Below are 23,775 nucleotides of genomic sequence, written 5' to 3' on the forward strand. Positions count from 1 at the left end.
TACCAGGTACGACAAGACCACTGAGTCTTACGAAGCAGCCGTCACCCTCGCCTCACTCCTGATGTGGGCGTGACATTTGACGACAGAACCTAGCAGCCACTGACGGTCTGCTGCCCCGACGCGGCTGGGTACCAAGATGGACTGGACGCCGCCGGTTGTGCGCCCGACGTACGTGGGGCCACGGACCTCGCTCTTGGTCACCTGGCCCCACGTCTTCAGGCGGCCACAACTTCCGGCCGCCTCGTACCGTGCCGATTGTCTCCGGATGAACTCAGCTGCGGACGATGTTCTCGGCCTGGGGACCTTTGGGGCCCTGAGTCACGTCGAACACGACATGCTGGCCCTCGACGAGTTCGCGGTACCCCCCGCTGCCGGAGATTTGGGAGTAGTGCGCGAACACGTCCGGTCCGCCGCCGTCCTGTTCGATGAATCCGTAGCCCTTTTCGGCGTTGAACCACTTCACGGTGCCGCTGGCCATACTCGTGCCCTTCACATCCTGCCGGGAATCGCCGGCTCTTCTGAGTGCGGTCCAGTCCACGATCGGACAGGGCCTGACGCCAGTTGTATCCCGGCGCCGCTTGAGGGACCCGGCTCCACGCGGGGCGTAGCGTGTCGTGTCGGGGTCTGGCACACGTACTGTCGACGGAACGCGCCCAGGCGTCTTCAGGCAGGCAGGAGACGGTCAACTTTCGCGGCCGCTGTCTATGAGGCGGCCTGCGTGGAGGTTAGAGCGGCGCTGAACACGGGCGGCGAGCGTGAGTTGCCCAGCGTGGTCGGGTCGGAGCTCGGCCAGGATGCGCAGCGGGGTGCCGGAGCCGTAGGGCCCATGAGAGCGATGGCCGCGCCCGAAGCGGCAGTGACGTGAACGCCGATCAGGACTGGGCGCCACTGTCGACCGATGGGGAACAGGGTCCCGAAAGCCCAGGCGGGGATACCCTCACCGGTCAGCTGTCGTGCCGACCGGTCACTGCGGCCGTGCAAGTGCCGCGCCGGCGGGCTCGTCCAGGCCCGATCGACGTCACACAGCCAGACAGCTTCGGCGCGTCCGGTTGCCCGCCGCAGAGGGAGGGCACCGGAGTATGGCTACCGAGGGTGTAGGGCGATCAGGAACGCGGGAGCCGGGTGGCGGTCTCCAGGTAGAACATGTCGATGCTCTGGACCGCGCGTTCGAAGTCGTCGAGGTTGACCGGCTTGGTGACGTACGCGTTGGCGTGCTTGCGGTAGGCGCCGGTGACGTCCTCGGGGGCCGAGGACGTGGTGAGGACGACGACCGGGATGGTGCGCAGGTCCTCGTCCTCCTTGATGACGGCGAGCAGCTCACGGCCGTTCATACGCGGCATGTTGAGGTCCAGGACGATCAGGTCCGGGCGGGGGTTGGCCCGGTCGCGGAGGTATTCGAGACCGGCGACGCCGTCCTGGACCTGGGTGAGGCGGCGGGCTCCGCGCGCCTCGAGGGCGTCCTGGATGAGCAGTGCGTCGGCCTCGTCGTCCTCGACGAGCAGGACGTCGTAGGGGCGGGCAGGGGCGACCATCATCAGGAACTCCCGGTTTCGGGGCGGGTAGGGCGGTGATCTGGGATGCCGACGTCCGGTACAGGCGGCTGCTGGAGCAGGCCGGGCCAGCGGCGGCGGGCGCCCTGCCGGGTCATGTTGGAGGCCCGGCCGATCTGGGGGTAGCCGGCGCCGGCGTCGGCGGCGGCGTGAGCGGCCTTCACTTCCAGCAGGTCCACGGCCTGGCGGAGATAGGTGAGCAGATGCAGCTGTGCCAGCGCCGTCGCCTGCTCGCGGGTGTAGTCGACGCGGCCCAGTACGGGCGCGAATACCTCCGGGACAAGCCGCGTGACGAGGTCGTCGATCTCGATGGCTGCGAGTTCGCCGATCTCGGCGTCGGTCATCCGCAAGGAGAAGTGGATGCCTGGCATGGGCACACTTTAGGGCCTGTTCCGAGCGCGTGACAACAATCATTGTCGCCGCGCTAAAGTGTGCACGCCGCGTGCACGTCAGGCGGACATCCGAACGAGGAGCACACGAGATGACCGCAGGCCAGGCGCAACCGAAGCCCGTGGCGCGGCAGGGCGCGACGGCACACTGGACGACGCGCCGCTGGCTACAGGTCAGTGTGAGCTGCGCCCTGGCCCTCCTAGCCGCACTCGGGGGACTGGGCGTGTGGACCCTGAGCCGGACAACGTCGATCACCGACAACCTCGTCAACACCCGCTCACCCTCGCTGACCAACTCCGTCCGCCTGGAGACCGCACTGGTCAACCAGGAGACCGGCATCCGCGGCTACGGCCTGACCGGCCAGGAGGAATTCCTCCAGCCCTACCGGCAGGGACTCACCGACGAGAAGACGGCGGTCGATCGGCTCAGGCAGCTGCTCGCTGGCAACACGCGCGGCCAGGCCGACCTGGAGACCGTCCTCGACCGCGCACGGACGTGGCAGGAGCGGATCGCCACCCCCGTCTCCCAGGCCCCCGCGGGCGCCCCCGTCCCACTAGCCACCGACCAGGCCACGGAAGGCAAGGCCGCCTTCGACCACCTGCGCCAGGCCATGACCGCCCAGCAGGACCACCTTCGCGATGCCCGCGTCAGCGCGGTGACCGACCTGCAAAACGCCCAACGGCTGCGGAACTGGGCCTTCACCGCCATCGCGCTGGTGATCGTCCTGATGGCCGTGGCCGCGTTCGAGGGACTGCGCCGTGGCGTCACCGGCCCGCTCGCCCGGCTCAGCCACGACGCCAGTCAGGTCACCGGCGGCGACTTCACCCACGCCATCGCCGCATCCGGCCCCGCCGACCTGCGACAGCTCGGCACGGACATCGAATCCATGCGCCGCCGCCTGGCCGACGAACTCGCCGTCAGCGAGGAGCAGCGCTCCCTCCTGGACGAACAGGCCCTCGACCTCAAACGCTCCAACGAGGAACTGGAACAGTTCGCCTACATCGCCTCGCACGACCTCCAGGAACCCCTGCGCAAGGTCTCCAGCTTCACCCAGCTGCTCCAGCGCCGCTACGCCGGACAGCTCGACGCCCGCGCCGACCAGTACATCTCCTACGCCGTCGACGGCGCGAACCGCATGCAGGTCCTCATCAACGACCTGCTCGCCTTCTCCCGCATCGGCCGCGTCCACAACAACGACGGGCCCGTCGACCTCAACGCGCTCGTCGACAAGACACTCGACACTCTCAGCCTCTCCATCGAGGAGTCCGGCGCGCGCATCACCCGTGAGGACCTGCCCACCGTCACCGGAGACGCCACCCAGCTCGGCATGCTCTGGCAGAACCTCATCGCCAACGCCGTGAAGTTCCGCGCCCCCGACCGCACGCCGGAGATCCACATCGCCGTGTCCCGGGACGACGGGACGTGGAGCTTCTCCGTCACCGACAACGGGATCGGGATCGACCCGGAGTACGCCGACCGCATCTTCGTCATCTTCCAGCGCCTGCACACCAAGGACAGCTATCCCGGCAGCGGCATCGGACTGGCCATGTGCAAGAAGATCGTCGAGTACCACGACGGCGCCATCGCCCTCCAGCCCACCACCGGGCCCGGCACCCGCATCGCCTTCACACTCTCCGCCACGCCATCCCAGCCCTGAGCTTGGGCTGTTGACCACCGGCCTCCCGACACGGCACGAAATTCGTTGTTCCAATTGACGACGGCGAGGAGATCGGCCCATGCCGGAGGTGCCGAAGGGGCATTGATGCTGCGGGGTTGACGGATTCGCGTATGCGGAAGGCGAGTAGAAAACACTGCAGGCTGCCGCTTCCATGGCGGCCTGCGACGAGTGGGTATTGTGTAACGCTTCTTAGAAAGCGCCTACGGCAGTCAAGCAGCCATTAAACGAAATGCCTGGATTGCAGTTCTGGCATCGATTGTCTGTTACGGATTCGCCGCCTACCCCGGCGCCAAAGCCGGTTGAGGCGCCGCCTTCCCTCTTCTGCTGGTCGCAGGCGTGTGTGATGTCATCCTCATCGTCGCGTGGCTAGCTTTTCGTGACCGGAACAGCAGCACCAGAAACAGGGGAGAATGAAAAATGCCGGCACACGAGACTCTGGCGCGGGCTCACTCGACACCCTGGCTCTGCTCATGAGAATGGGTTCTGGTCCAACTTCTGTGGTGTGCCTACTCCCTGTGACTGTTGATCTCTCTGGTATATCTCGCGAGATCGTCTGGAAACCGCTGGTGTCGACAACGTTCGGGCTGATGGTTCTGAGCTGTGCACGAGGTACTGCTCCGGCTGGAAGTGCTGCTCTTCCTGGCGGATCCGGGGATCAGGGTGGAGTCGGTGCAAGACGATGGCGAGGTAATTCGGGTCGGTGTCAGATGCCGGACGGCTGGGGCTCGGTGCCCCGGTTGTGGGAGCTGGTCGGGGCGGGTGCACGGCTCTTACCTGCGGTTTCCAGCTGACCTCCCCGTGGCGGGACGGCGGGTGGTGCTGCGGCTTCGTGTCAGGCGCTTCACGTGTGAGGACGTCTCCTGCGTGCGGCGGACGTTCGTCGAGCAGGTCCCGGGCCTGACCCGGCGGTACAGCCAGCGGACCGAACGCATGCGGTCACTCCTGGCCGAGGTCGGCCTCGCATTGGCCGGCCGTGCCGGTGCCAAGCTGGCCGACGTCTTCGGGGCGAAGATCAGCCGGAATACGGTCCTGCGGCTGGTCGACGCCATCCCGGAACCCCAGCCACGGGTCCCGCGGGTGGTCGGCGTCGACGAGTACGCCATACGAAAGGGCCGCGTCTACGGGACTGTGCTGGTCGACGTCGAGACTCGCAGGCCGGTTGACCTGCTGCCGGATCGTGAGGCGGGCACTGTCGCGGCCTGGCTGGCCGAACGCCCGGGGATCGAAGTCATCTGCCGTGACCGTGCTTCGTTCTTCGCCGAGGGAGCCAGGATCGGGGCGCCCACTGCGGTCCAGGTCGCCGACCGCTTCCACCTGTGGCGCAACCTCGGCGAAGCAGCCGAGCGGTGTATCTCCCGCCACCGCCCGTGCCTCCGTGCGACCTTCGTAGAGTTGGTGCCGGAGAAGGCGCCAGCTACGGCCGAGAGCGGATCGCCATGGCCGACCGGGCACCGTTTCGCCGATCGCACCCGAGTCAAGCACGCCACCGTCCACGCGCTGCTGGCTGCCGGCCACAGCCGACGCTCGATCCAGCGCCAGCTCGGCATGACCTACCGAACCGTCCAACGGCTGGCCGACGCCGCCAGGCCGGAAGAGCTGTTCCAGGGGCAGTGGCAGAACCGCCCGACCAGGCTCGACGACTTCAAGCCCTACCTGCACGAGCGATGGGCCGAAGGCTGCACGAACGCCTGGGCCCTCTGGGAAGAGATCAAGGCTCACGGCTACACCGGCGGCTACGGAGCGGTCCGCGCCTACCTCCAGCCGTTCCGCACAACCCCGACCACACCAGCAACTCGCCCACCGTCCCCACGCACGGTCACCAGCTGGATCCTCACCCACCCCGATACCCTGCCGGAAAGCGAGCGCATGAAGCTCAAAGCCGTTCTCGCCGGCTGCCCCGAACTGGATGCACTCACCGGCCACGTCCGCGTGTTCGGGAAGATGCTCACCCAGCTCCAAGGCAACCAGCTCTCGCAATGGATCAAGGCGGTCCGCGCCGACGACCTGCCCAGCCTCCACACCTTCGTCAACGGCCTCGAACGCGATCTCGTAGCCGTCACCGCCGGCCTCACACTTCCGTGGAGCTCCGGCGTCGTCGAAGGCCACGTCAACCGGATCAAAATGATCAAGCGCCAGATGTACGGCCGGGCCAGCTTCGGCCTGCTGCGGAAGCGAGTCCTCTTTGCCTGACCGCAGCTCTGTCGCTTGACGAGCGGGTCCGTTCAGCTGATCGCAAACGGTGCGGGATCCAGGCCCAGCTTGCTCCGGCATGAGTCGACGGCCCGCGTGACCCAGGCGGTCACGGCGTCGCGATCTGCCGCGATCGCGTGAAGCCCACGCGCATTCTCCTGGGCTTCGGCCATCCACGAGGCCAGCGCGTCCTCTCGAAGGACTCGTGCGAAGTGATCTCGGGCCGTGCCCGGGTCCCCAACCAGGGCGGCTGCGATCCCAGAGTCAAAGCTGTCCCAGAAGAATCCCCGCCGCACCGGCCTGGACGTCAGAAATCGGGCAACGTCCGGCAGACCCGGGAACTTCTCCCTCAGCGCGGTCACGTTCACAGCCGCCTGCCGACTGAGTTCGAGTGCCAGTGGTGTGAACTGCTCCTCGGAGCGAAACAGCTCGGAGCCCACCCGGACGGCGTCCACATGGAAGGCCAGGTGGTCCACGTCGCGCCACAGCCACATCGCACCGACGTACAGGCCGCTGCCGGCGATTCGCGGAGAGGTGAACTCCACAACCCCGAGCCACCATCCGTGATCATCAATCCACAGCCGCGACCGCCTCCGCTGGGCCAGGCCGAGCGGCTTCAAGGACTCCCGCGCCGCCGAGTTGATGATCCGGAGCACCGGACTGCGATCTGCCATGACTGCCATTATCGATTGCCCCACCGACACACCATCGATCGAGCGCAACATCACCTGGCAGAGCCGTCCAACAACACTGAGCGTCACCGCTCCACAGAAGTTGGACCAGAACCCAAACTCGTGAACAACCGCTGTCGAAACTCGGTTCTGGCACAGATCTTGGGGAGTCGTCGCTGAGTGCTACTTCTGCGTTCGATTGTGAGTGGACTGTTCACGTGAGACCGCGTACGCCTTGTCGTCCGGCGACCAAAATTGACGCTCCCTCAGGTGCCTGAGTGCCGCTGCTGCGGTCGGTTGTGAACGGTGATGGTGCTGGTCATGCAGACCGATGCACCGTTTTGGGACTTGCTGGTGTTCGACGGAATCGACGATGGTGGATGTCAAGGCGGCTACGGCCGCGTTCGGCACTGGCGAGAGGCCGCGCGGCCGGGGCGGCATGTCCGGACTGCGGCTGCTTCTCGGACAGAGTCCACGACCGGTATCAGCGCAGACTGAAGGATCTTCCGCTCGCTGAGCAGGCTTTTATAATCCGGCTGACGGTCCGGCGCTTCATCTGCGGGTCGGCGGACTGCCCCCGCCGGACGTTCGCCGAGCCGTTCTCCCGGCTGGCCGCCCCCCACGCACGGTTCACCACGCGGCTCAACCACGCCCTGGAGCGAGTGGGGCTCGCCCTGGCCGGGCGGGCCGGCGCCCGGCTGGCTGCCCAGCTGGGCTTCGGCGCGGGAAGGATGACCTTGTTACGCAGGGTCATGGCACTGCCCGATCCACAGTTCAGTACTCCGCATGTGCTGGGCGTGGACGACTTCGCGATCCGTCGCGGCCAGACCTACTCCACCGTCTTGACCAGCGTCGAAGACCATCGCGTGGTCGATGTGCTCCCGGCCCGTGAAGCCGGGCCATTGGCCGCCTGGCTGATCCGCCACCCCGGAGTGGAGATCATCTGTCGGGACCGGGCCGGCGCCTACGCCGAGGGCGCCCGGCGCGGTGCCCCCGACGCTATGGTGCGCGGGATTGCCGGTTTGGCCAACCGGCGATCCCGCGCTATGTTGCCCCGCCCTCGTGCGTATGTAGTCAGCGGGACCTGCTGGCCGCTGAACCGGCAGTGACGGGCGCAGTAGCCGGCGGGCCGGTGGTGAGGCTGGTCTTTTTCACGTGGCCCGTGGGCTGGGCGCGGTGGGTGCCGGTGTCGTGGGCGAGGGTCTCGGAGAGGTCGGCCAGCATCGCCGCGGGGGTGTACGGGGATGCTGTGACGGTCCAGGTGGGATGGTCGATGCTGGGGCCGGACCAGATGGTCCAGGTGGTGAGGTTGCTGTTCGGCTGGTGGGCGGCGAAGGCGTCGAACCGGATGCCGGCGTCCCGGGAGGGGTTTGTCCACCGGATCCAGCGTCCGTCGACGGTGTGCTCCCAGCCGGCATCGGTGAGGGGCTGGGTAGCGGCGGTGACGGTCTTCTCGGTGACGGGGCTTCCAAGGGCGGTGTCGCACGCCTCGCCTTCAGCGAGGTGGAGGAGCAGGGCCTCCAGTACGGGGGCGGGGGTGGTGGCGGTGGCGGTGAGGTGCCACATCCGGTCGGAGACGGGTGTCTCGTAGGCGGCCACGGTCCAGGCGGCCTCGCGGGCGTCTGCTTCATGGACGCGCTCGATGCGCAGGGTCTGGGACTCGTGAATGGCGTGCGTGGTCTTTCGTCCGACCGGGTCCGCCATTTCTGCCATCCGCCGTGGGAGTCGAGGAACGTCTCCAAGAGCGCATCGTGGTCTCCGGGATCGGCCAGGTAGACGGGGACTGTCTCCGGTTCCGGGCGGGACGGTTGGGCCTTGGCCGTGGTGACGTCGAAGACGGAGCGCGCTGCGATGGCGGCGCGTTCGGTGTCGGTCAGGGGCGCCGGACCGGGGCGCATCGTGGCTGCGTGGACCCTCTCGAAGGCGAGCAGCGCCTCTGCGGGTGAGTCGAAGGTGTCGGCGATCTGGCGCAGGTGGTTCTCGCCGTGGAGGTAGACGGATTTCCCGCTTGCGTGGAGGTAGGTGCCGACGGCCACGGTGGTGTGGCCGTCGTGGGCGTGGGCGTGGATGAGGAGGTGGCCGTGGCGGATGTCGTCGTGGATCTTCTGCGCCTGGTTGGAGACCTCGCGGATCTCGCTGCGGGTGCACCACGGCATGGGGTAGTCGGCCCAGGTCCATTCCTCGTTGATGGCTTCCTGGAGCCGTGCGGTGATTTCCACGGCGATGCCTTCGGCGCGCAGGTGCTCGGCTGCGTCCTTGGCCCAGTGGGGCTCTTCGTGATCGATGCGGGCCAGGACCAGGACGTTGGTGGCGGCGACGCTCCACTCGGCAGCCTGAAGGGCCACGAGGGCGACGTGGGCCTGGCTGCCGGTCAGGACGGCCTGCACGGCGCTGGGGTGCGTGGGGTGGCTGTCGAGGCGGACGTGGGCGTCGATGGCGGTACTCATGTGGGGGTCTCGTCTGTTCTGCCGGTGGCCGGTCCTTCAGGTCCGGCCACCGGCGTATGCGGGAGCTATCGGGCTGCCCTAACTGGGCGGGCGGTGTGTGCGACCGTGGTGGTGGGTGGGCCGGCGCGGGTGGTGGGTGCCGGTCGCGGCGGCGGGACCGGTGTGGTGGCGTGCTGCCAGCGGGTGCGGACGGCGCCGATGTCGGCGAGGGCGCGTCGAGTGCCGACGACGAGCTGAAAGGGTGTGTTCGTCAGGTCGCCGGCGCACGCCGTGATGCGCTGGGCGGTGTGATCGGCGGTGGTCAGGAGGGATCGCTGTAGGGCACGCTCGGCCCAGTGCTCCACGGATGCCGCCGGCTGCGCCAGCATCTGCAGCACTTCACCGGGGTCGCTTCCGTCGTCGAGCAGGCCGCGCTGCTGGGCTTCCCAGAGGACGGTGACTGGGTCGACGGGTTCCTGGCGGCGGGCCAGGGCGGTCAGGCACTGCCATAGGCCGGCGTGCAGCGGCACGACGAGGTCGCCGGGGAGCAGCCACGGGACGGCTTCGATGCCGGCCGGGTAGGCGGTGGCGGTCGCGAGCAGCAGCCGCTCCTCCTCGATGGCCTCCATGTAGCCGAGTGCGGCGGGTGGCGGCGGAGCCGGGGTGCGGGGCAGGGCTCCGGCGCGGGGCGGGAAGCGGGCTGCGATGTCGTCCACGACCGTGGCGAGTGCGTCGGCCTCGGTGAGCACCGTCTGGACGGGGTCGGGCAGGGAGGCGTCGTGGACGGTGTGCGCGAGGCGGTCCGCGGCTGCCGCAAGGCGCCGGCGGGCGTGCTCGGCCTCGTCCATTCGGGCGTAGGCAGGTGCGTGGCGGGGCCAGGGGCAGACCTGGACGAGGGCGTGCAGGTCGGAGGCGGTCAGCCCGCGTGCCTGCTGGCGTGCCGTGGTGAGCACGAGGTCCAGCCAGGTGGCGTTCTTCACGTGCTCGTCCGGGGCGGGTGGCGGCAGGGTGCTGATCGCGGCGAACACGGCCGTGTGGGCGGCGGTGGAGAACGAGTCGGCGGTGATGCCGGTCAGGTCACCGAGGCGGCGGGGATCAAGGAGGAGGGCTCCGAGGAGGGCCTGCTCGACGTGGAACACCGGCTGGGGCGGAGCGCCGGCATCGAGGTCGAGGTCGTAGTCGTCGTCGGGTTCGGGGGTGTGGGACATCAGGCGGCCAGGGTGAAGTCGTCGGGGTCGAGGCGGACGCCGAGGTGCGGGGCGAGGAGATGGCCGGCGAGCAGCGGCGGGACGGCGTTGCCGATCTGCGAGAACTGCTGGCTCTTGTTGCCGGCCCAGGGGTAGTCGGCGGGGAAGGTCTGCAGGAGGCCGGCCTCTTGGGCGGTGATCCGGATCGGATCCGGCACTGCCGACGGGTCCGTGTCCTCGGCTGGCGGTGAGACGGGTTCGGCGACCCAGGTGCACTCGTTCGCCCGGTGCCCGAAGAACAGCGTTCCCGCCGGCTCGGACAGCGGACGGACGGTGGCGTTGGCCTGGCTGTTGCTGCGCAGGGACCACGACCAGCGAGGGGCCTCCGTGCTGCAGGTCGGCGCGTGAATGTCGGCGGCACGGCTCTCGTGTCTGCTGTGCTTGGCCGCCCGCCCAGTGCCTCCTCGGCGGGACCGCTGGACCGTGCTGTTCGGCCGGGGTGTCCACGTGCCCCGCTCTCGTGCGTCGGACAGCGTCTTGCGGGAGCCCGACGGGAATGGCTCAGGTCCGCCGCCCGGACCGCCCCCCGCGCAGACGGTGGGGACGGGCCGGTCGGTCGCCCCCCACCCCAGGGCCTGGGTCATGCTGACCCAGCGGGCGCGGCCCGGACCGAACAGCGAGTCCGGCTCGGCGAGTTGGGCGTGCGTGGGCGTGGGCGGCTGCGCCGTACGAACCCGGGAGGCGAGCAGAATGGCCCGCTTCCTGGTCTGCGGGACGCCGAAGTCGGCGGCGTTGAGGATCCCGCACCAGACGGAGAACCCCCACCCGCGCAGCACGGCCGCGTACTGCTTCCACAGCGGCAGGACGTCGGGGACCTCCTCCATCGCGACCCAGTGGGGCTCGCCGACCGTGTTCAGGGCGTGCAGGTAGCGCATCGGCTCGGCGGCGAGAAGGGAGCGCTCGTCGCGGCATGCGGCGAGGAGGCGTGCGCGGGTGTCGCGTCCGGCGGCCAGGTCCTCGACCGCCGCGTGCACCAGTGGCTGGTCGAGGAGGCCGAGGCGTTTGCCGGCCATGCTCCATGCCTGGCACGGCGGGGACGCGATCACACCGCGGGTGCGGCCGGCGAACGGCCACACCGGGTACGTCGCCACGTCGGTACGGATGGTCCACTGCCCGGCGGCAGAGCGGGTCTTGCACGCCCACGGGTCCCATTCCAGCCCGACGTCGCGTGCGCCCAGGACGTGCAGTGCTCTGCTCCAGCCGCCGGGCCCCGCGAAGAGGTCGAGGATCACGTGGCCAGCCCGAAACCGTCCTGCGTCAGGGCGTCGGCGTCGCCGCGGCAGGCCCAGGGCGAGCAGCCGTCCTCGACGCCGTTCTCCAGGACGTCGGCCTCGTCCAAGCTGATCTGCAGGCTGGCTCGCTCGGCCGCGGTGACGTGGTCGATCGGTGCCTGGCTCAGCGGGACGCGGGAGCGGTGAAGGAACGCCTCGCCGAGGAGTCGGCTGCCTGAGGCGTTGGCGCGGGCATTGCCCTGCCGGATCGCTTGGTCGAATTCGACGACGTCCGCCCACTCGGACGCAGAAGTGTCCCGGATATGACGCCACTGGGCGTTTCCGTGGAACGGGCAAGTTATTGAGAATTGAGACAGGGTCGTGATCCTTTGTTCGAGGGTTGAGGTCGGTCTGAGGGGTCGCCGACTGTGTGACAGTCCGGTCATTCCGGGCGACTGTCAGTGGTGCCTGCGATCGTGTGCGGCGTGGATGAACTCGTGGAACGTGTTGACGCTCAGGACCGTGTGCTGGGGGTAGTCAGTCGCCGGGACGCCGTTCGAGAGGGCTGGCTGCACCGGGTCGGTGTGGCGGTGTGCCGCGATAGGCGAGGCCGTTTTCTCGTCCACCGGCGGGCCGAGCACCTGTCCCGTTTCCCAGGGCACTACGAACTCGGGGTCGGGGGCGCCGCGGGGGTGGGCGAGTCCTATGAGCAGGCAGTTGCCCGCGAGCTCAGTGAGGAGCTGGGAGTGCGCGCGGCGCCGTGCCTTCGGTTCAAGTTCCTGAACCGGGACGGGCTCAGCCCTCACTGGCTTGCGGTCTGTGACGCCGTGGTTCCGGAGATCGTCGCCCCTCATCCGGAAGAAGCGGCCTGGCACGGTTGGCTGACCGAGTCCGAGCTGCGGCGGGCTCTGCAGCAATGGACCTTCACTCCTGATAGCCAGGCGGTTTTCGATCGATATCTTGCTTGTCGTGCTGCCCCGGATTCCGCGCAGGAACGGTGTTCTTGAGCTGGGTCAGCGGGACGAAGGCGCCTGTCGTCCCGAGGTCCCTGGGAGTGGGGCCGGCGGGGGTAGGAATGTCCGCGAGACGTTCGGCAAGGGCGGTGACCGCTTCCCGGTCGCCTTCGAGTGCTTCGCGCTCGTCGTCGGTGAGGTCGACCTGTTCGAGCATCTTGTTGATGCCGTCCTTGACCGCGAGCAGCTGGCCCTTGGTTGACTTCTTGGGGACGTAGAAAGGGCAGCGGGCGCAGGCCATGCGGTGGGGGCACTTGGCGAAGAAGTCGTAGCTGCAGTAGCCGTCGCCGAGGTCGTAGTACTTCCAGGGCTGTTCGCCGCTGGCTGCGGCGCCGGTGAGGATGCTGTCGCGGTCGATGAGGACCTCGATGGTGCGGATGTTGCGGGCGAAGTAGTCGGCTTTCCGGTAGGCGGCGGTCAGGGTTCGCTGAAGGATCTTGGCGTAGTAGCGGGTGCTGGCGGGATGCTTGTGGCCGAGCCATTGCTGCAGGTCGCCGAGGGTGAGGGGGTCGCGGGCGTTCAAGAGCTGAGTGGCGATGGTGCTGCGGGCCCGGTGGCTGGTGAGGGCGCCGCGGGAGTCTTCGGTGGGGATGCCGGCCTTCTGGCAGAGGGCCGGGATGATGTTCTCGTTGAGGTAGGCGCTCCCGACCAGCTGGCCGCGGTGGCAGAACAGGTGTTGGCGGGGTAGGCCGGTCTTGCGGTCCGCGAGGTCCGGCTGAGGTGAGCGGACGAGTTTCCAGGCGTCGATCAGTTCCCCGACCAGCGGGTCGACGGGTTTGGCGAAGGGCCCGCTGGTCTTGTTCTGGGGGATGTGCAGCAGGCAGATCGGGTAGGTCTCACCGGTTCGCTCGTCGGTTCCCTCGTCCCAGGTGATGCACTCCAGGTCCAGGCGGCGCAGCTCGTCGATTCGGCATCCGGCGAACAGCCAGACGCCGACCATGGCCCGGACCATCTCGACGGGGTAGTAGGTCGCCTGCCAGCCCGCGGAGCGGGCCCTGGGGGTGCCGTAGGGCTTGAGGTCCTCGCTGTTCAGCGTCAGCCCGGCGGCCATGAGCTTGGCCCAGGTCGCATCGTCGATGATCCGCGGCTTCGGGCCCATCAGGGCCCGTAGGTGGTGGCGGTGCCAGGTCCGCACGAAGTCCTTCGCCTGGCGTGAGCGGACCGGCACCAGGTGCAGCGGGGCGCCGCTCACACGGCCTTGCCGAAGTCGGACTGTGTCGGCGCGTGCTTCGCGATCGCGCGGGCGGTGATCGCCTGCGACGCGTGGTCGGACGCCGCGGACAGCTCCTCCGCGCCGGGCTCCCGGTACCACGGGCGCAGGTCGAGCATGGCGGCGCGCATACCGGTGGCGAAGCAGAGCGCTGTGCCCTTGGGGAGGGCGCGGATCTCGTCGGCGGGCAGGATCCGCTGCTGTCGCATCGACACCGAGGTCGACTTGCCGGACTCGGAGTGCGAGGTCGAGGTGGTCTCGACGTCGTGGTCGCCGATCAGGCGGGACAGCTTGTCCGCGAAGTCGGGGTCGTCGATGCCGGAGCCGATGACCTTGACGGTCGAGGCGGACCACATGGCGTCCATGCCGGCGTCCCCCCAGACCTTCTGGCCCTGGCGGTAGGACTGCAGGATCGTGATCGGGATGATCCCGCGCGACCCAAGGTGCGAGTACAGGTCCGGAAGGTCGGAGATCTTGCACACGTTGGCGGCCTCGTCGAGGATCGCGAGCATGGGCGGGTCGAGGCGTCCGCCGGCGCGTTCGGCCTGTGCGGTCGCGGCCCGCATCACCGAATCCGCGCACGCCGCGATCAGCGCCGAGGCTCCGCCTCCGCCGTCCTTGGACAGCAGATACAGGGTGTCGGTGGAGGTGACGAACTCGGACGGCCTGAACTCCGGGACGTTCTTCTGCGGGGTGACCCAGGCGGCGATCTCGCTGTTGAGCAGCGCGGCGGCGTACTGGCGAGCGGTCTCGTAGATGCCGTCCCGGGTTTCCGGCGGTCCTTCCACGGTGCCCTTGAGCTGGGCGGCGACCGCGGCAAACCCGTGATCGCGCAAGATGTCGAGCGGGGTGCGGTCGGCGGGGAAGGCCAGCCACTGCATCACGTCAGTGATCGGCCGCTCATCCAGCGCGGCGGCGAGAAAGAGCTGGCTGAGGATGTTGGATCCGGCCTTGGACCAGAAGTCACCCTGCTGGGAGGCATCCACGGAGGCGGCGAGGAAGTGGCCGGCCAGACGGCCGGCGCCGTCGAGGGTCTTGGCATCCGCCAAGGGGTTCCACCACATCTCGCGTGCGGCGTGCGCGATCTGCTGCGGGTCCATCGACCACACCCGTCCCACCGCGGCGCGGGCGTCGAGGGTGGCGGTGTAGGCGTCGCCGGCGGCCTTGTTCGAGGTCAGCAGGACCGGGCCGGGCGCGGCGAGGATGGAGGGGATCGCCAGCGAGGTGGTCTTGCCCGAGCGGGGCGCCATGATGGCGACGGCCACATCCTCGTAGCCCATGCGGATCTCGTGCTTGGTGCCCTGCAGGTTGCCGAGGAGGATGCCGGTGTCCCGGGCCTCGATGTGCTTGGCGTCCTTCAGGCTCGGGCGCAGGGAGCGGGCCTTGTCGGTGATCGCCTTGGCCATCAGCGGCTCGATGTCCCGAGCCTTTGCCATGCCGGTGATCTTCTTCTTCCGGCCGCCGCTGCGGTCCTTGTGCCGAGCCCACAGCACGCCCGCCACTGTCCCGAGGGCCAGGAGCAGGACGACCGGGACGATGCGGGCACCGATCAGCAGGGACGTTTCTCCCGCGTGGGGCCAGAGGCGCTCGGGGTGGAGCAGAGCGTTGGTCGGCTGGTACGGCGCCCAGCCGGCTCCGGTGAGGGAGGCGGTGATGTTGCCGGACAGCCAGGCGAAGTGGGACAGGGGGACGACGACGGCTGCGACGCCGAGCAGGAGGCGCAGGACGATGTCGTACCCGTCGGTGGAACTGTTGGAGGAGGTGGGGGGCAAAGAGTTACGGGCCTTCCGGGCGGCGGCGGGGCATTCAGCGACTGCGACTGTTCCTGGCCGGCGGCTGGCGCGGCGGGCCTGGAGTCGTCGGCGGGACGGTGCGGCGCGCCGCGAGGGCGTGGACGCGGTCTTCCAGGGCGGCAGCGACGTGCACGGCGAGAACGTCCGTCGTGCGGCGGGTGACGACGTCCGGGTCGCGGGTCGGAAGACTGCGCAGGCTGCCGGTACGCGCTACGGGGTGCGGATCGACCAGGGAGGCGGTGAACGCGGCGACCAGCCGGGCAGGGGTGTGTTCGCCGAAGAGTGCCTGCCACACCGGCTTTCGATCCGGGCCGAGGGTGGCGGTGACGAACCAGGCTCCCGGTTCCTGCGCGGTTCCCAGGCGCTGCACGTAGGCCGTTCCATCGGGCGACACGAGGCCGTCAGCCCCGATGGCCAGGGGCTGCCACGCTCTCTTCGCTCACGTAATGGTCGAGGTGACGGAGGAGGGCGCGGTGTGCGCGGTGATCGGCGGAAATGGGGAGGGGGTCCTGTCGGTTCAGCGGCGAGGAGCCGGCTGGGCGGTGTGGGCCTGCGCCGGGGTCGGTGCGGGTTTCGTCTGCTGGCTGCGGGCGGAGCGTGCCCGGGCGCGGAGCGACTCGATACGGGCGGTGTGGGCGTCGACCACGTGCTGCGGGCGCAGCGGGCTGGGCTCCTGCACGGCGCTGTAGTGGCCGGTGCGGTCGTACATGCCGCGCTGGAGCGGGCTGCGGTCGGCCAGCGCGGTGAGGAACGCTCCGACGAGGTGGGCGGGGACGTCCTCGTCGAAGTAGGCGTGCCAGATGCGCGGGCCGGGGAACTGCCCGTCGCCGGGCTCGCAGGTCTCAACGTGCCAGGACGACCGGCCACTGAATTCGCTCAGCGGGCGCAGTTCGATGTGGCACATGGCATCAGGCGAGCGCGCCGTACCGTCCGAGTCGCGGTGCCAGTTAGCCGAGGTCGCCGGCTGCCACGGATCGTGCTGCTGTGGCGGCAAGGCGATGAGGGCGTCGGTGAAGCCTGCGAGGACCTCGGCGGGCACGAGTTCACCGAACTCGGCGTACCAGCCGGGCTCGGTGTCGGTGGGCTCGGCCCGCAGCCGCCACCACGCGGAGGTGGCGGACTGCGGGTCGAACTGGAGGCTGTGGCGGAGGTCGGGACTGCGCAGGACGATCTCGGCACTCAAAGGGTCGGAGACGGCGCTCCATCCGGCGGCGGCCAGGCCGTGGGTGACGTGGCGGGCATCCCCGGGGCCGGCGAGGTGGCGGGGGCTGGTGTCGAAGGGGATCCGCCAGGCGTGCTTGTCGGCGAAAGCGGCGAGCTGCCGTTCGCTCAGCGGCACCGGCCGCACCCCGGCTCATTCGAGGCGGCGCTGACGATCACCTTGCGTAGCTCGTCCAGGACGTAGTGGAGCATGTACTGGTCGGTCTGCACCCACGCCGCGGCACGCAGCTCGGTGACCAGATCGCTGATCCTTTCGCTGCGCGGGGTGTCCGGGTGGCTCTGTACGGCGCGGGCGAGGGCGCGCAGGGTGTCGCCGAGCTGGATGGGCAGGCCGGTGTATTCGTCCAGGAGGGGCTCGACGAGAGCGAGCGCCTCCTGAGGGTCGGGGTTCTCGCGCAGGTATTCGGTGAGACGGCAGAGGGTGTCGGTCGCGGCGCGGATGGTGTCCGGGGTGAGTGAAGGCATCGGGCTCCTCGGGGTGGTGGGTGTTGTGGTCAGCGGCGGGTTCGTGCGCCGCCGGCGGCGGCGTGGGCGCGGGCGGTGGTGCGCGGCCGGGCGCTTCGGGCGCTGTTGCGGGCCCAGGTGGCGGCTCGGGCGGCCGTGATGCGGGCCTGCTGCCAGGCGCTGAGTTGGGAGGGTTTGACGGAGACCGACCAGGTGCGGATCTGCGCGCTCATCGGGACGCGTCCGCGCGGGCGCATCACGGGGTCGGGGCTGGCGAGTTCGGTGGAGAAGGCTTGCACGAGGTGCATCGGGGTGTTCGGCGTGAAGTGGGCCGTCCAGCCGTTGCCCTGCTTGTCCTGCGCTCCGCTCCACCACATCGCCGCCCCGTCGGGGCTGTGGCGGTACTGCATCCAGGCGGTGCCATCGGGGCTGGTCGCCACGTAGTTCTCGCCCTCGAAACGCGTGTGCCAGTTCTGCTCCTGCAGCGGGGCCCAGACGTTGGGGGCGTGTGCAGAGCGGGGACGGGTGAGGGCGTCGGTCAGGCCGGCGACGATCTCCACCGGGGCCTGCCGGCCCAGGTGGGCCGACCACTCGCCGCTGGCCCCGTCTGCCCGGCCGTGGATGGTCCAGCCGCCGGGAAGGACGTAAGGGTCGTAGGCGACGCGGACGGTCCGGTCCGGGCTCTCCATAAGCAAGGGGCCGCCGGTCTTGGACTTGTCCCGCCAGCCCGAGGCGCGCAGGAACTCCGAGACGTGCCGGACGCCGCCGCCGCCTGCCAGGGCACGGGGCTGGACGAGGTAGTGCTGCTCGGCCTGCTCGCCGGGCCCCCAGCCCTGCCACTGCTTCTTCTTCACCGGCGCCGCCGGACCACGAGCGGTGCGGGCACGGGGGGCTTCGCAGCGGTGGTGGCGGGCTGGGTGCTGACGTGCTGCAGGGCGTCGTTGTGTTCGTCCAGGTCGAGGGTGATGTCGTGCAGTTCGTTCGAGGCACGGCCCAGAGCGAGCCACACCTGTGCGGGGAGCGCGCCGCGCTCTGCCTGGTCCTTGGCGAACACGCTTCCGGTGGCGACGAGGTGAGTGACGCCGCCGAGGACTCCGCTGTCCGGGTCGAGAACGCGGGCGATGACCTGCGCGGCCTGGGGCGGGGGTAGCTGCGAGAGGTGGTCGGCGAGCTGGCCGAGCTGGCGGGTGATCTCGTCGGCCAGTCTCACCGGGTAGGGGGCGGGGTGGGACATGCTCCTCCGGGTCGGTGGACGGTCAGTGGTGGTGGCGCTGCCCGACGCGCTGTGCCTCGGCGAGGGCAGCCTCCGGTCGGGCGCCGGCCAGCGGTGAGGTGTGGTCGGGTCCGGTCGGAATGCAGGCGCGCAGATAGCGGCGGAAGAGGGCCGTGGCGAGTCGGGGCTTGAGCCGGTTGCTGATCGGTGGGGGTGTGCGGGGTGCTACGGGTTTCTCCGGGAGTCGGGCGGTGTGCTGGGCGGCCCCGGCGGGGTGCCGGGGCCGCCCGGGCGTCTTACGGGGTGCGGCGGGCCGGTGCGGAGCGCGCCGGTGCCGGTAGGTGGCTTCGTCGACCGGTCAGGAGCAAGGCGGGGAGACCGAGGTTGGCCTCCGCCTGCTTCACCGAGACCTGGTGGCTGGCGTACGGGTGCCGGCCGGTACCGGCGGCATGGATGCCGGGGCGGAGGTGGGCGCGGTCCGGGCTGCGGGGTGCTGGAGGGCAGTGCCGATGCCGAGTGCGTCGAGGCGCGGGCCGATCTCACGCAGGGCGCGGGCCTGGATCTGGGTGTCGTCGCCCCCCAGGCGGTAGATGCCGCTGTGCGGGTCCCGGATAAAGCCGTGGGCGACGAGGATGGCGCCGGCACGGTCGTCGGCGGGGGCGGCAGCGACGCTGCCGTCCGGCTGCCAGGTCAGGACGATCCGGTCCGGCTGGGAGGGCTGGATGCCGCCCAGGGCGCTGTGCCGGACCTGTGCGAGCGCACGGTCGTAGCGGGCGAGCAGGTCGCCGGCGACCTGCTCGGCACTCAGGAACGGGTCGTCTGCCAGGGCGATGCCGTTGGGCTCGGGGACAGCCCGGTACGCCTCGTCGGGCAGGGCGCGCGGGGCGACGGCGGCGATAAGGAAGCCGTCGCGTCCGTCGTGCCGGTCAAGCAGGACGAGCTGGGCGCCGTCGGGGCGGCTGAGGACGGCTGCCTGCTGCAGCGGGTGCTCGGCGAGGGAGGCGGCGACCAGGTCCAGGTCCCAGATCCGGTCGGCGAGTTCGGCGAGGTCGTCCTTGGCATCCGGCGGGAGGTGAGTGCTGGTCCAGGTGTCGGGGAGTTCACCGGCGAGGACGTCGGCGTACGAGGCGAGGCGCTCGGAGGTGTCGTGGTCGTGCATGGTGTCCTTGGGCAGTTGCGGGGGCTCAGCGGCGCAGGCGGGTGGCACCGACGGGCGGCGGTGCCGGGGCCGGCAAGGCACGTGGCGGGGGTGGGCAGGTGCACACGGCGGAGCGTTCGGGCTCGTGGTCGGGTACCTGCTCGGCGCAGGCGCGGCGGCCGGGGTGAGGGGCGTGCCGGTCGGCCAGCCGTTCGCGGGTGTGCGCGAGGTCGGAGTGGATGACGCGGAGGTATTCGTCGGCGAGGTAGCGCAGGCGCCGGGCGGTGTGCGGATCGGTCGCGTTGCCGAGTCCGTCGAAGAACTCCGCCAGGGCGCCGAGGGTTTCCTCCAACCCGGCGAGGATGCCGTCGTGGGGCGCGGTGATTTCGGTGAGGATGTCGGCTGCCTCGGCGGTGCCGGTGGCTTGGCGCAGGCGTTCGGCGAGGTGGGAGACCGAAGTACCGAGCGTGGGATAGCGGGCCGGCCGGGCGTCGGTGTTGAACGGTTCGTCGCAGTCGACGTGGTACCCGGCGGCTCGGAGGCGTGCGACGGCGTCGGTGGCGAGGCGCGTCTCGTCGTCCTCGGTAAGGCCGGCGGGTGCGCGGTGGTAGGTCTCGTGGAGGCGGACGACGGCGATGAAGCCCGCGCGCTGGATGATGCTGTGCGCCTCCAAGTCGCCGCCGCGGGCGAGGAGTTCGTCGGAGTGCGGGTCACGGCGGATGTCCAGGAAGCGGTCGGTGGTGCGGGGCAAGGAGACGTTTCTCCTACGGAGTCCGGTGGGTGGTGTGCCGGGCCGTGGTCGCTGCGACGGCGGCGGTTCGGGGCTGGGCCAGGTGGGCCGCGGTGGTGTCCAGGTCCTGCTGGATGCCGTGGAGTCGGCGGGCGATCAGCTCCAGACGGTGCGCCGTGCCGGTGCCAGCGGCTCCGGGCTGGCGGGCGATGCGGTGAGCGGTGTGCTCGATCAGTCCGCGGACCGTGGCCAGGGGGCCGGCCTGCTCGTCGGCGAGCTGCGTAAGGACGCTCGCGAGCTGCGCGGACGCGGTGGGTGCCGTGCGGACAGCGGGCCGCACCGTGGACCCGGTGCGTACCGGGGTCAGGTTCAGGTCCCGTTCGATGCGGCGTGCCTCGTCCGCAAGGCGCCGCAGTATGTCTGAGGGCGGGGTGCGCCAGGTGCCGTCGAGGTGGATCAGGTTGGCGATCACGTCCAGGCGTCCGGGCTGTGCCTGGACGGCGATCCACCGCCAGCCGTGCTCCGCGGCGCCGGGTATCTCGATACCGGCGGCTCGCGCGAACCGGTGAGCGGTTTCGGCCCACTCGGGACCGGTCAGCTCCCGGTCGTCCGGGTGGAGGCGGATGTCGAGATGGAGTATCGCCCGCCGGTCGTCGTCCGCACTGGCTGCGAACGGATGCTCCAGGTAGGGATCTTCGAGGTGCTCGGCCCACTGAACGGACGTCCAGGTTCTCTGCTCGTCGTTAGGGGTGTAGTAGTCCAGGCCCGGCCAGTGGGCGACGACGGTGTACTCCGTCAGGCCCTCGTTCGGGGAAAGGGGCCGCCCGAGTGCCTCGGCGAGCGGCTCGCGCGGCGAGTGGGTCCGCCCGTGCAGGCGGGGGATCATGACGGCACCCCGCCCGACGTGCGGGTGGGCGGCCGGTCCTGGTGAAGGTCGCGTACTGCGCAGAGCAGGGAGCGCTCGCGGACCAGGTCGGCGTGCACCATGGTGTCCCCCGGCGGCAGACAGTCGATCGCCCGGTCGATGGCGTCCAGCCCTTCGTCGTACCGGCCCAGCCGGCGCAGGGCACCCGCCACGCGGAAGAGGACGATCGGGTCGCTGCCGGTGGCGAGGGCCGGTTGGGAGCTGAGGGCCAGGAGACGCTCCGCGCCCTGGTCCAGGTCCTGGCCGAGCCACAGCCCGTGCAGCAGGACGTGCAGGGTTTTGGTGTGCTCCCCGGCCTTGGCGAGGACCTCGTCCATGACCGCCAGGCCCTCCGGGAGGGACTGGCCCAGCAGCGCGAAGGCGTACAAGGCCCGGGTGTAGCAGTCCAGCGGCTGACGCGCGGTTTGCGCTAGTTGTTCGACGAGGCGTTGGAGGGTGGGGCAGCGGAAGTCGTACCGCAGGGCGCTCAGGTACAGATGCGCCAAGGTGCGGGCGGTAACCGGATCATGGCCGGTTGCGGTGACGTCCTGCGGGGACAGCAGTGTCAGGACGCTGCGGCCGGCCGACCGTGCCGCCCAGGCAGCATCCGCGCACACCTCGGTCGAAGTTCTCCAGTCGGCCTCGACGGCGCGGAGGTCTTCGGCCAGGCGTAGCGGCCAGGAAGAATCGACCGGAGTTGCGGTGGCTCGGGCCTTGGCCCTGTCGAGTGCGGCGGTGCGGCCGGGGCGGTGCTTGGGAGCGGTCATCGGCCGCACCGGATGTCCGCGATGTGCACGAGCTGGCCCAGGGCGGTGGTGGTGTACCAGCCGCAGTCGATCAGCTCGTCGCGGTCGGCGAACCGCGAAAGGAGGGCATCCTCCATGGCGCGCAGGTAGATCAGGCAGTCCGGGCAGCGGCGCGAGAGGTGCACGAGGTAGCGGGGATGGGCGGTGACGTAGGACTGGGCACCGCCGGTCGCATCACGCAGACGCCATCCGTCCTCGTCGGTCGGGGTGTGCCAGGACGGTGCCACGACGCGCATCGCATCGCCCCACAGTTCTCCGCCGGCCATCCCTTTCAGGACGACGACGGTGTCACCGGCCTGGAAGTGGGCGTGGGTGATGTCCCGATCGGGGGTGAGCGGGTCCGGCGTCGGTGCGAACGCCGAGGTGGCAGGGGGTTGGGACATGAGTTCCTTCCACGCAGATGCTGGCGGGGTGGGAGCATCAATAGTCCGGAGGAACGCCGGTTTGGCTAACCGGCGTTCTCCGGCTATGTTGCACCGCCGTCAGCGGAACGGGTTCTCCGTCCCGCGGTCCGTCTCGCCGGCTGCGTCGAGGAGTTCAAGCAGGTCAGTGCCCTCGGCGTCGCGCTGGTCGATCCACCATCCGGCACGGGTGATGGCGCGGGCCTTCTCCTCCAGCTCCGCCCAGTCCGCCTCGTCCCACGTGCCCTCCACGACCAGCGCGGTGTGCGCGGCCGTCATCAGCTGGTGGCGGGAGCGCTCGCCCCAGTCCAGGGCCCTCTCGGGGCCTTCCAACTGCGGCATGTCGAACTGCTTCGCCCACGCGAGCGCAGCCTCCTGCTCGGCGGCGCGCTTGGCCGCGAGCCATTCCTCCTTCGACTCCGTGTCGGCGTCGCGCGACGCCTTCCAGCAGTCGGTGCAGTCCTTCGCCGCGAGCCAGCGGGCAAAACCGGCTCGCTTGTCGGCAGGACGACCGGACAGGTCATGTACCACCTGGTGAGAGCACGCGTGCTCCACGGTCCACTGCGTACGGACGGCCATAGATGATCTCCTCGAAAGGGTTGAAAGTAGGGGTTGGAATGCGCCCTGATCAGGGCGTCTTGTGCCGGCCTCGGGGCAGGCGGCGGTCTCGTCCTCGCCGCCGGTGTCGGGTGGTGCCGAGACGTCGGCGCGCGGCGAGAAGGACGGTGAGAGCGAAGGCCGCGCTGGCGCCGGGAGTACCGTGCCGGGGAGTGGCTGCTCGGCGAGCCGTCCGGCCAGGGCGGTGCCGGCGGAATGCCGCCCGGTGCGCAGCCGGGGGCAGCACACTCGTCCACAGCGCCTGATGCCCGTGGTGGGCGGATGAGACATGTTCTGGCGACGAAGGCCGCACTGCCCTGACTGAAGCGGTGTCAGTGCTTGGGGCGCACCGGCGGTGTTCACCAACTCGACTGGATGTCAGTGGGGTTGGTTATTATGGGACGCGGTTGACGAGACGCTTGAAAGGCATGATGCATCGGTGATGATGGCCCACCGCTACGGCGCTCCGGTCGAGAGCCAATAGGGGCGTCTGGCCGGCGCTTCCCTGTTGCGACGCCCGATGGGCGGCGACGCTGTGACGTGAATCCAGCGCAGGCTTTGACCTGCCCTGATTCAGGTGACGGCGCTCCGACGGAGTATGGGAGGGCCCTACTTGTCTGCCACCACTTCTGCCTGCGACCACCGCGTGTATCACGTGGTCGTGGTTGCTCTGGTGTCTGTCATCACTGGGCTGGTCGCCGGGATCGGCTCAGTTGTTCTCGGCCAGAGCCCCCTCACCGCCGTAGCTTCTGGCGGTGCCGTGCTTGCCTTCACCTACGGCGCTGGCATGACCGCCGTGTCGCACGTGAGCAAGCGCCAGCAGTAGCTGCTGCTCAGGGGCGGCCGTCAGGGACGCCTAGGCAGTGTCTTCAAATGATCTTGCCTGGTGGATCATGGTGGCGTGATACGTCGTCATGAACTGTCTGATGCCGAGTGGGAGTT

General features: G+C 69.7%; 26 protein-coding genes. 5 read left to right on the forward strand and 21 right to left on the reverse strand.

Annotation, left to right across the window (positions count from 1 at the left end; all coding sequences use genetic code 11):
• Positions 1-271: 271 nt before the first annotated feature.
• From ACF073_RS40890 to ACF073_RS40900, 3 genes are all read right to left on the reverse strand, one after another.
• The gene (locus tag ACF073_RS40890) at positions 272-478 is read right to left on the reverse strand and encodes a cold-shock protein (protein WP_392076635.1); all 207 of its coding nucleotides are present in this window, start codon (positions 476-478) and stop codon (positions 272-274) included.
• A gap of 625 nt (positions 479-1,103) precedes the next feature.
• Complete coding sequence (locus tag ACF073_RS40895) at positions 1,104-1,535, reverse strand: response regulator (protein WP_392076636.1); 432 nt, start codon at positions 1,533-1,535, stop codon at positions 1,104-1,106.
• Entirely contained in the window at positions 1,535-1,921 is a 387-nt protein-coding gene (locus ACF073_RS40900) for a hypothetical protein (RefSeq protein ID WP_392076637.1), read from the reverse strand. The genes ACF073_RS40895 and ACF073_RS40900 overlap by 1 nt, the downstream gene beginning before the upstream one ends.
• Before the next feature lie 110 nt (positions 1,922-2,031).
• Between ACF073_RS40900 and ACF073_RS40905 the strand changes: the two genes are divergently transcribed.
• Together ACF073_RS40905 and ACF073_RS40910 are read left to right on the forward strand one after the other, a co-directional pair.
• Positions 2,032-3,597 carry an ATP-binding protein gene (locus ACF073_RS40905; RefSeq protein ID WP_392076638.1) on the forward strand — a complete coding sequence of 522 codons (1,566 nt, stop codon included), beginning with the start codon at positions 2,032-2,034 and terminating at the stop codon, positions 3,595-3,597.
• A gap of 690 nt (positions 3,598-4,287) precedes the next feature.
• Positions 4,288-5,808, forward strand: a complete 1,521-nt coding sequence (locus ACF073_RS40910) for an ISL3 family transposase (RefSeq protein ID WP_392076658.1) — start codon at positions 4,288-4,290, stop codon at positions 5,806-5,808.
• Between the two features lie 32 nt (positions 5,809-5,840).
• Here ACF073_RS40910 and ACF073_RS40915 read toward each other — a convergent pair whose 3' ends face one another.
• Positions 5,841-6,482, reverse strand: a complete 642-nt coding sequence (locus ACF073_RS40915; RefSeq protein WP_392076639.1) for a hypothetical protein — start codon at positions 6,480-6,482, stop codon at positions 5,841-5,843.
• A 377-nt stretch (positions 6,483-6,859) separates the two neighbouring features.
• On the opposite strand from ACF073_RS40915, the gene ACF073_RS40920 reads away from it, so the two are divergent.
• Positions 6,860-7,588 (forward strand): ISL3 family transposase, encoded by a 729-nt coding sequence (locus ACF073_RS40920; protein WP_392076640.1) that lies wholly within the window; start codon positions 6,860-6,862, stop codon positions 7,586-7,588.
• Here the strand turns inward: ACF073_RS40920 and ACF073_RS40925 are convergent.
• The 4 genes from ACF073_RS40925 to ACF073_RS40940 form a co-directional block, all read right to left on the reverse strand.
• A complete protein-coding gene (locus ACF073_RS40925; protein ID WP_392076641.1) occupies positions 7,554-8,183 on the reverse strand; it encodes a DUF317 domain-containing protein in 630 nt (209 codons plus the stop codon). The genes ACF073_RS40920 and ACF073_RS40925 overlap by 35 nt on opposite strands.
• An 808-nt stretch (positions 8,184-8,991) precedes the next feature.
• A complete protein-coding gene (locus ACF073_RS40930; protein ID WP_392076642.1) occupies positions 8,992-10,113 on the reverse strand; it encodes a DnaB-like helicase N-terminal domain-containing protein in 1,122 nt (373 codons plus the stop codon).
• Positions 10,113-11,384, reverse strand: coding sequence for a DNA cytosine methyltransferase (locus tag ACF073_RS40935; RefSeq protein ID WP_392076643.1), 1,272 nt, complete (start codon positions 11,382-11,384; stop codon positions 10,113-10,115). The genes ACF073_RS40930 and ACF073_RS40935 overlap by 1 nt, the downstream gene beginning before the upstream one ends.
• On the reverse strand, positions 11,381-11,809 hold the full coding sequence (locus tag ACF073_RS40940; RefSeq protein ID WP_392076644.1) for a hypothetical protein: 429 nt from the start codon (positions 11,807-11,809) through the stop codon (positions 11,381-11,383). The genes ACF073_RS40935 and ACF073_RS40940 overlap by 4 nt, the downstream gene beginning before the upstream one ends.
• Positions 11,810-11,860: 51 nt before the next feature.
• Here ACF073_RS40940 and ACF073_RS40945 point away from each other — a divergent pair, with 51 nt between their 5' ends.
• Positions 11,861-12,370 carry an NUDIX domain-containing protein gene (locus tag ACF073_RS40945; protein WP_392076659.1) on the forward strand — a complete coding sequence of 170 codons (510 nt, stop codon included), beginning with the start codon at positions 11,861-11,863 and terminating at the stop codon, positions 12,368-12,370.
• Here ACF073_RS40945 and ACF073_RS40950 read toward each other — a convergent pair.
• From ACF073_RS40950 to ACF073_RS41010, 13 genes are all read right to left on the reverse strand, one after another.
• Positions 12,288-13,568, reverse strand: a complete 1,281-nt coding sequence (locus tag ACF073_RS40950) for a tyrosine-type recombinase/integrase (RefSeq protein ID WP_392076645.1) — start codon at positions 13,566-13,568, stop codon at positions 12,288-12,290. The two genes, ACF073_RS40945 and ACF073_RS40950, sit on opposite strands and share 83 nt — an antisense overlap.
• The gene (locus ACF073_RS40955; protein ID WP_392076646.1) at positions 13,565-15,358 is read right to left on the reverse strand and encodes a TraM recognition domain-containing protein; all 1,794 of its coding nucleotides are present in this window, start codon (positions 15,356-15,358) and stop codon (positions 13,565-13,567) included. Before ACF073_RS40955 ends, ACF073_RS40950 begins: the two co-directional genes overlap by 4 nt.
• A gap of 34 nt (positions 15,359-15,392) precedes the next feature.
• Entirely contained in the window at positions 15,393-15,773 is a 381-nt protein-coding gene (locus tag ACF073_RS40960; protein ID WP_392076647.1) for a DUF317 domain-containing protein, read from the reverse strand.
• A 123-nt stretch (positions 15,774-15,896) separates the two neighbouring features.
• Positions 15,897-16,718: a DUF317 domain-containing protein gene (locus ACF073_RS40965; RefSeq protein ID WP_392076648.1), complete on the reverse strand. Its 822-nt coding sequence runs from the start codon at positions 16,716-16,718 to the stop codon at positions 15,897-15,899.
• Positions 16,709-17,065: a hypothetical protein gene (locus tag ACF073_RS40970; protein ID WP_392076649.1), complete on the reverse strand. Its 357-nt coding sequence runs from the start codon at positions 17,063-17,065 to the stop codon at positions 16,709-16,711. Before ACF073_RS40970 ends, ACF073_RS40965 begins: the two co-directional genes overlap by 10 nt.
• 29 nt (positions 17,066-17,094) lie before the next feature.
• Positions 17,095-17,898, reverse strand: a complete 804-nt coding sequence (locus ACF073_RS40975) for a DUF317 domain-containing protein (protein WP_392076650.1) — start codon at positions 17,896-17,898, stop codon at positions 17,095-17,097.
• On the reverse strand, positions 17,895-18,278 hold the full coding sequence (locus ACF073_RS40980) for a hypothetical protein (protein WP_392076651.1): 384 nt from the start codon (positions 18,276-18,278) through the stop codon (positions 17,895-17,897). Before ACF073_RS40980 ends, ACF073_RS40975 begins: the two co-directional genes overlap by 4 nt.
• 379 nt (positions 18,279-18,657) lie before the next feature.
• Positions 18,658-19,416: a hypothetical protein gene (locus ACF073_RS40985; protein ID WP_392076652.1), complete on the reverse strand. Its 759-nt coding sequence runs from the start codon at positions 19,414-19,416 to the stop codon at positions 18,658-18,660.
• 25 nt (positions 19,417-19,441) lie between these two features.
• Positions 19,442-20,146, reverse strand: coding sequence for a hypothetical protein (locus tag ACF073_RS40990; protein ID WP_392076653.1), 705 nt, complete (start codon positions 20,144-20,146; stop codon positions 19,442-19,444).
• A 13-nt stretch (positions 20,147-20,159) separates the two neighbouring features.
• Positions 20,160-21,011: a relaxase/mobilization nuclease gene (locus tag ACF073_RS40995; protein WP_392076654.1), complete on the reverse strand. Its 852-nt coding sequence runs from the start codon at positions 21,009-21,011 to the stop codon at positions 20,160-20,162.
• Positions 21,008-21,796: a hypothetical protein gene (locus ACF073_RS41000; protein ID WP_392076655.1), complete on the reverse strand. Its 789-nt coding sequence runs from the start codon at positions 21,794-21,796 to the stop codon at positions 21,008-21,010. The genes ACF073_RS40995 and ACF073_RS41000 overlap by 4 nt, the downstream gene beginning before the upstream one ends.
• Positions 21,793-22,218 carry a hypothetical protein gene (locus ACF073_RS41005; protein ID WP_392076656.1) on the reverse strand — a complete coding sequence of 142 codons (426 nt, stop codon included), beginning with the start codon at positions 22,216-22,218 and terminating at the stop codon, positions 21,793-21,795. Before ACF073_RS41005 ends, ACF073_RS41000 begins: the two co-directional genes overlap by 4 nt.
• Positions 22,219-22,317: 99 nt before the next feature.
• A complete protein-coding gene (locus ACF073_RS41010) occupies positions 22,318-22,815 on the reverse strand; it encodes a hypothetical protein (protein ID WP_392076657.1) in 498 nt (165 codons plus the stop codon).
• A 631-nt stretch (positions 22,816-23,446) separates the two neighbouring features.
• Between ACF073_RS41010 and ACF073_RS41015 the strand changes: the two genes are divergently transcribed.
• Entirely contained in the window at positions 23,447-23,659 is a 213-nt protein-coding gene (locus ACF073_RS41015) for a hypothetical protein (protein ID WP_370667337.1), read from the forward strand.
• The last annotated feature ends 116 nt before the right edge of the window (positions 23,660-23,775 follow it).

The organism is Streptomyces sp. NPDC015171 (genome assembly GCF_043079545.1).
In the GTDB taxonomy this organism is placed as follows: Bacteria; Actinomycetota; Actinomycetes; order Streptomycetales; family Streptomycetaceae; genus Streptomyces.

Coding starts and splice junctions, on each gene's coding strand:
- ACF073_RS40890 (WP_392076635.1), bottom strand. CDS start 478: ATGGCCAGCGGCACCGTGAAGTGGTTCAACGCCGAAAAGGGCTACGGA.
- ACF073_RS40895 (WP_392076636.1), bottom strand. CDS start 1,535: ATGATGGTCGCCCCTGCCCGCCCCTACGACGTCCTGCTCGTCGAGGAC.
- ACF073_RS40900 (WP_392076637.1), bottom strand. CDS start 1,921: ATGCCAGGCATCCACTTCTCCTTGCGGATGACCGACGCCGAGATCGGC.
- ACF073_RS40905 (WP_392076638.1), top strand. CDS start 2,032: ATGACCGCAGGCCAGGCGCAACCGAAGCCCGTGGCGCGGCAGGGCGCG.
- ACF073_RS40915 (WP_392076639.1), bottom strand. CDS start 6,482: ATGGCAGATCGCAGTCCGGTGCTCCGGATCATCAACTCGGCGGCGCGG.
- ACF073_RS40920 (WP_392076640.1), top strand. CDS start 6,860: ATGTCAAGGCGGCTACGGCCGCGTTCGGCACTGGCGAGAGGCCGCGCG.
- ACF073_RS40925 (WP_392076641.1), bottom strand. CDS start 8,183: ATGGCGGACCCGGTCGGACGAAAGACCACGCACGCCATTCACGAGTCC.
- ACF073_RS40930 (WP_392076642.1), bottom strand. CDS start 10,113: ATGTCCCACACCCCCGAACCCGACGACGACTACGACCTCGACCTCGAT.
- ACF073_RS40940 (WP_392076644.1), bottom strand. CDS start 11,809: ATGACCGGACTGTCACACAGTCGGCGACCCCTCAGACCGACCTCAACC.
- ACF073_RS40970 (WP_392076649.1), bottom strand. CDS start 17,065: ATGCCTTCACTCACCCCGGACACCATCCGCGCCGCGACCGACACCCTC.
- ACF073_RS40980 (WP_392076651.1), bottom strand. CDS start 18,278: ATGTCCCACCCCGCCCCCTACCCGGTGAGACTGGCCGACGAGATCACC.
- ACF073_RS40985 (WP_392076652.1), bottom strand. CDS start 19,416: ATGCACGACCACGACACCTCCGAGCGCCTCGCCTCGTACGCCGACGTC.
- ACF073_RS40995 (WP_392076654.1), bottom strand. CDS start 21,011: ATGATCCCCCGCCTGCACGGGCGGACCCACTCGCCGCGCGAGCCGCTC.
- ACF073_RS41000 (WP_392076655.1), bottom strand. CDS start 21,796: ATGACCGCTCCCAAGCACCGCCCCGGCCGCACCGCCGCACTCGACAGG.
- ACF073_RS41005 (WP_392076656.1), bottom strand. CDS start 22,218: ATGTCCCAACCCCCTGCCACCTCGGCGTTCGCACCGACGCCGGACCCG.
- ACF073_RS41010 (WP_392076657.1), bottom strand. CDS start 22,815: ATGGCCGTCCGTACGCAGTGGACCGTGGAGCACGCGTGCTCTCACCAG.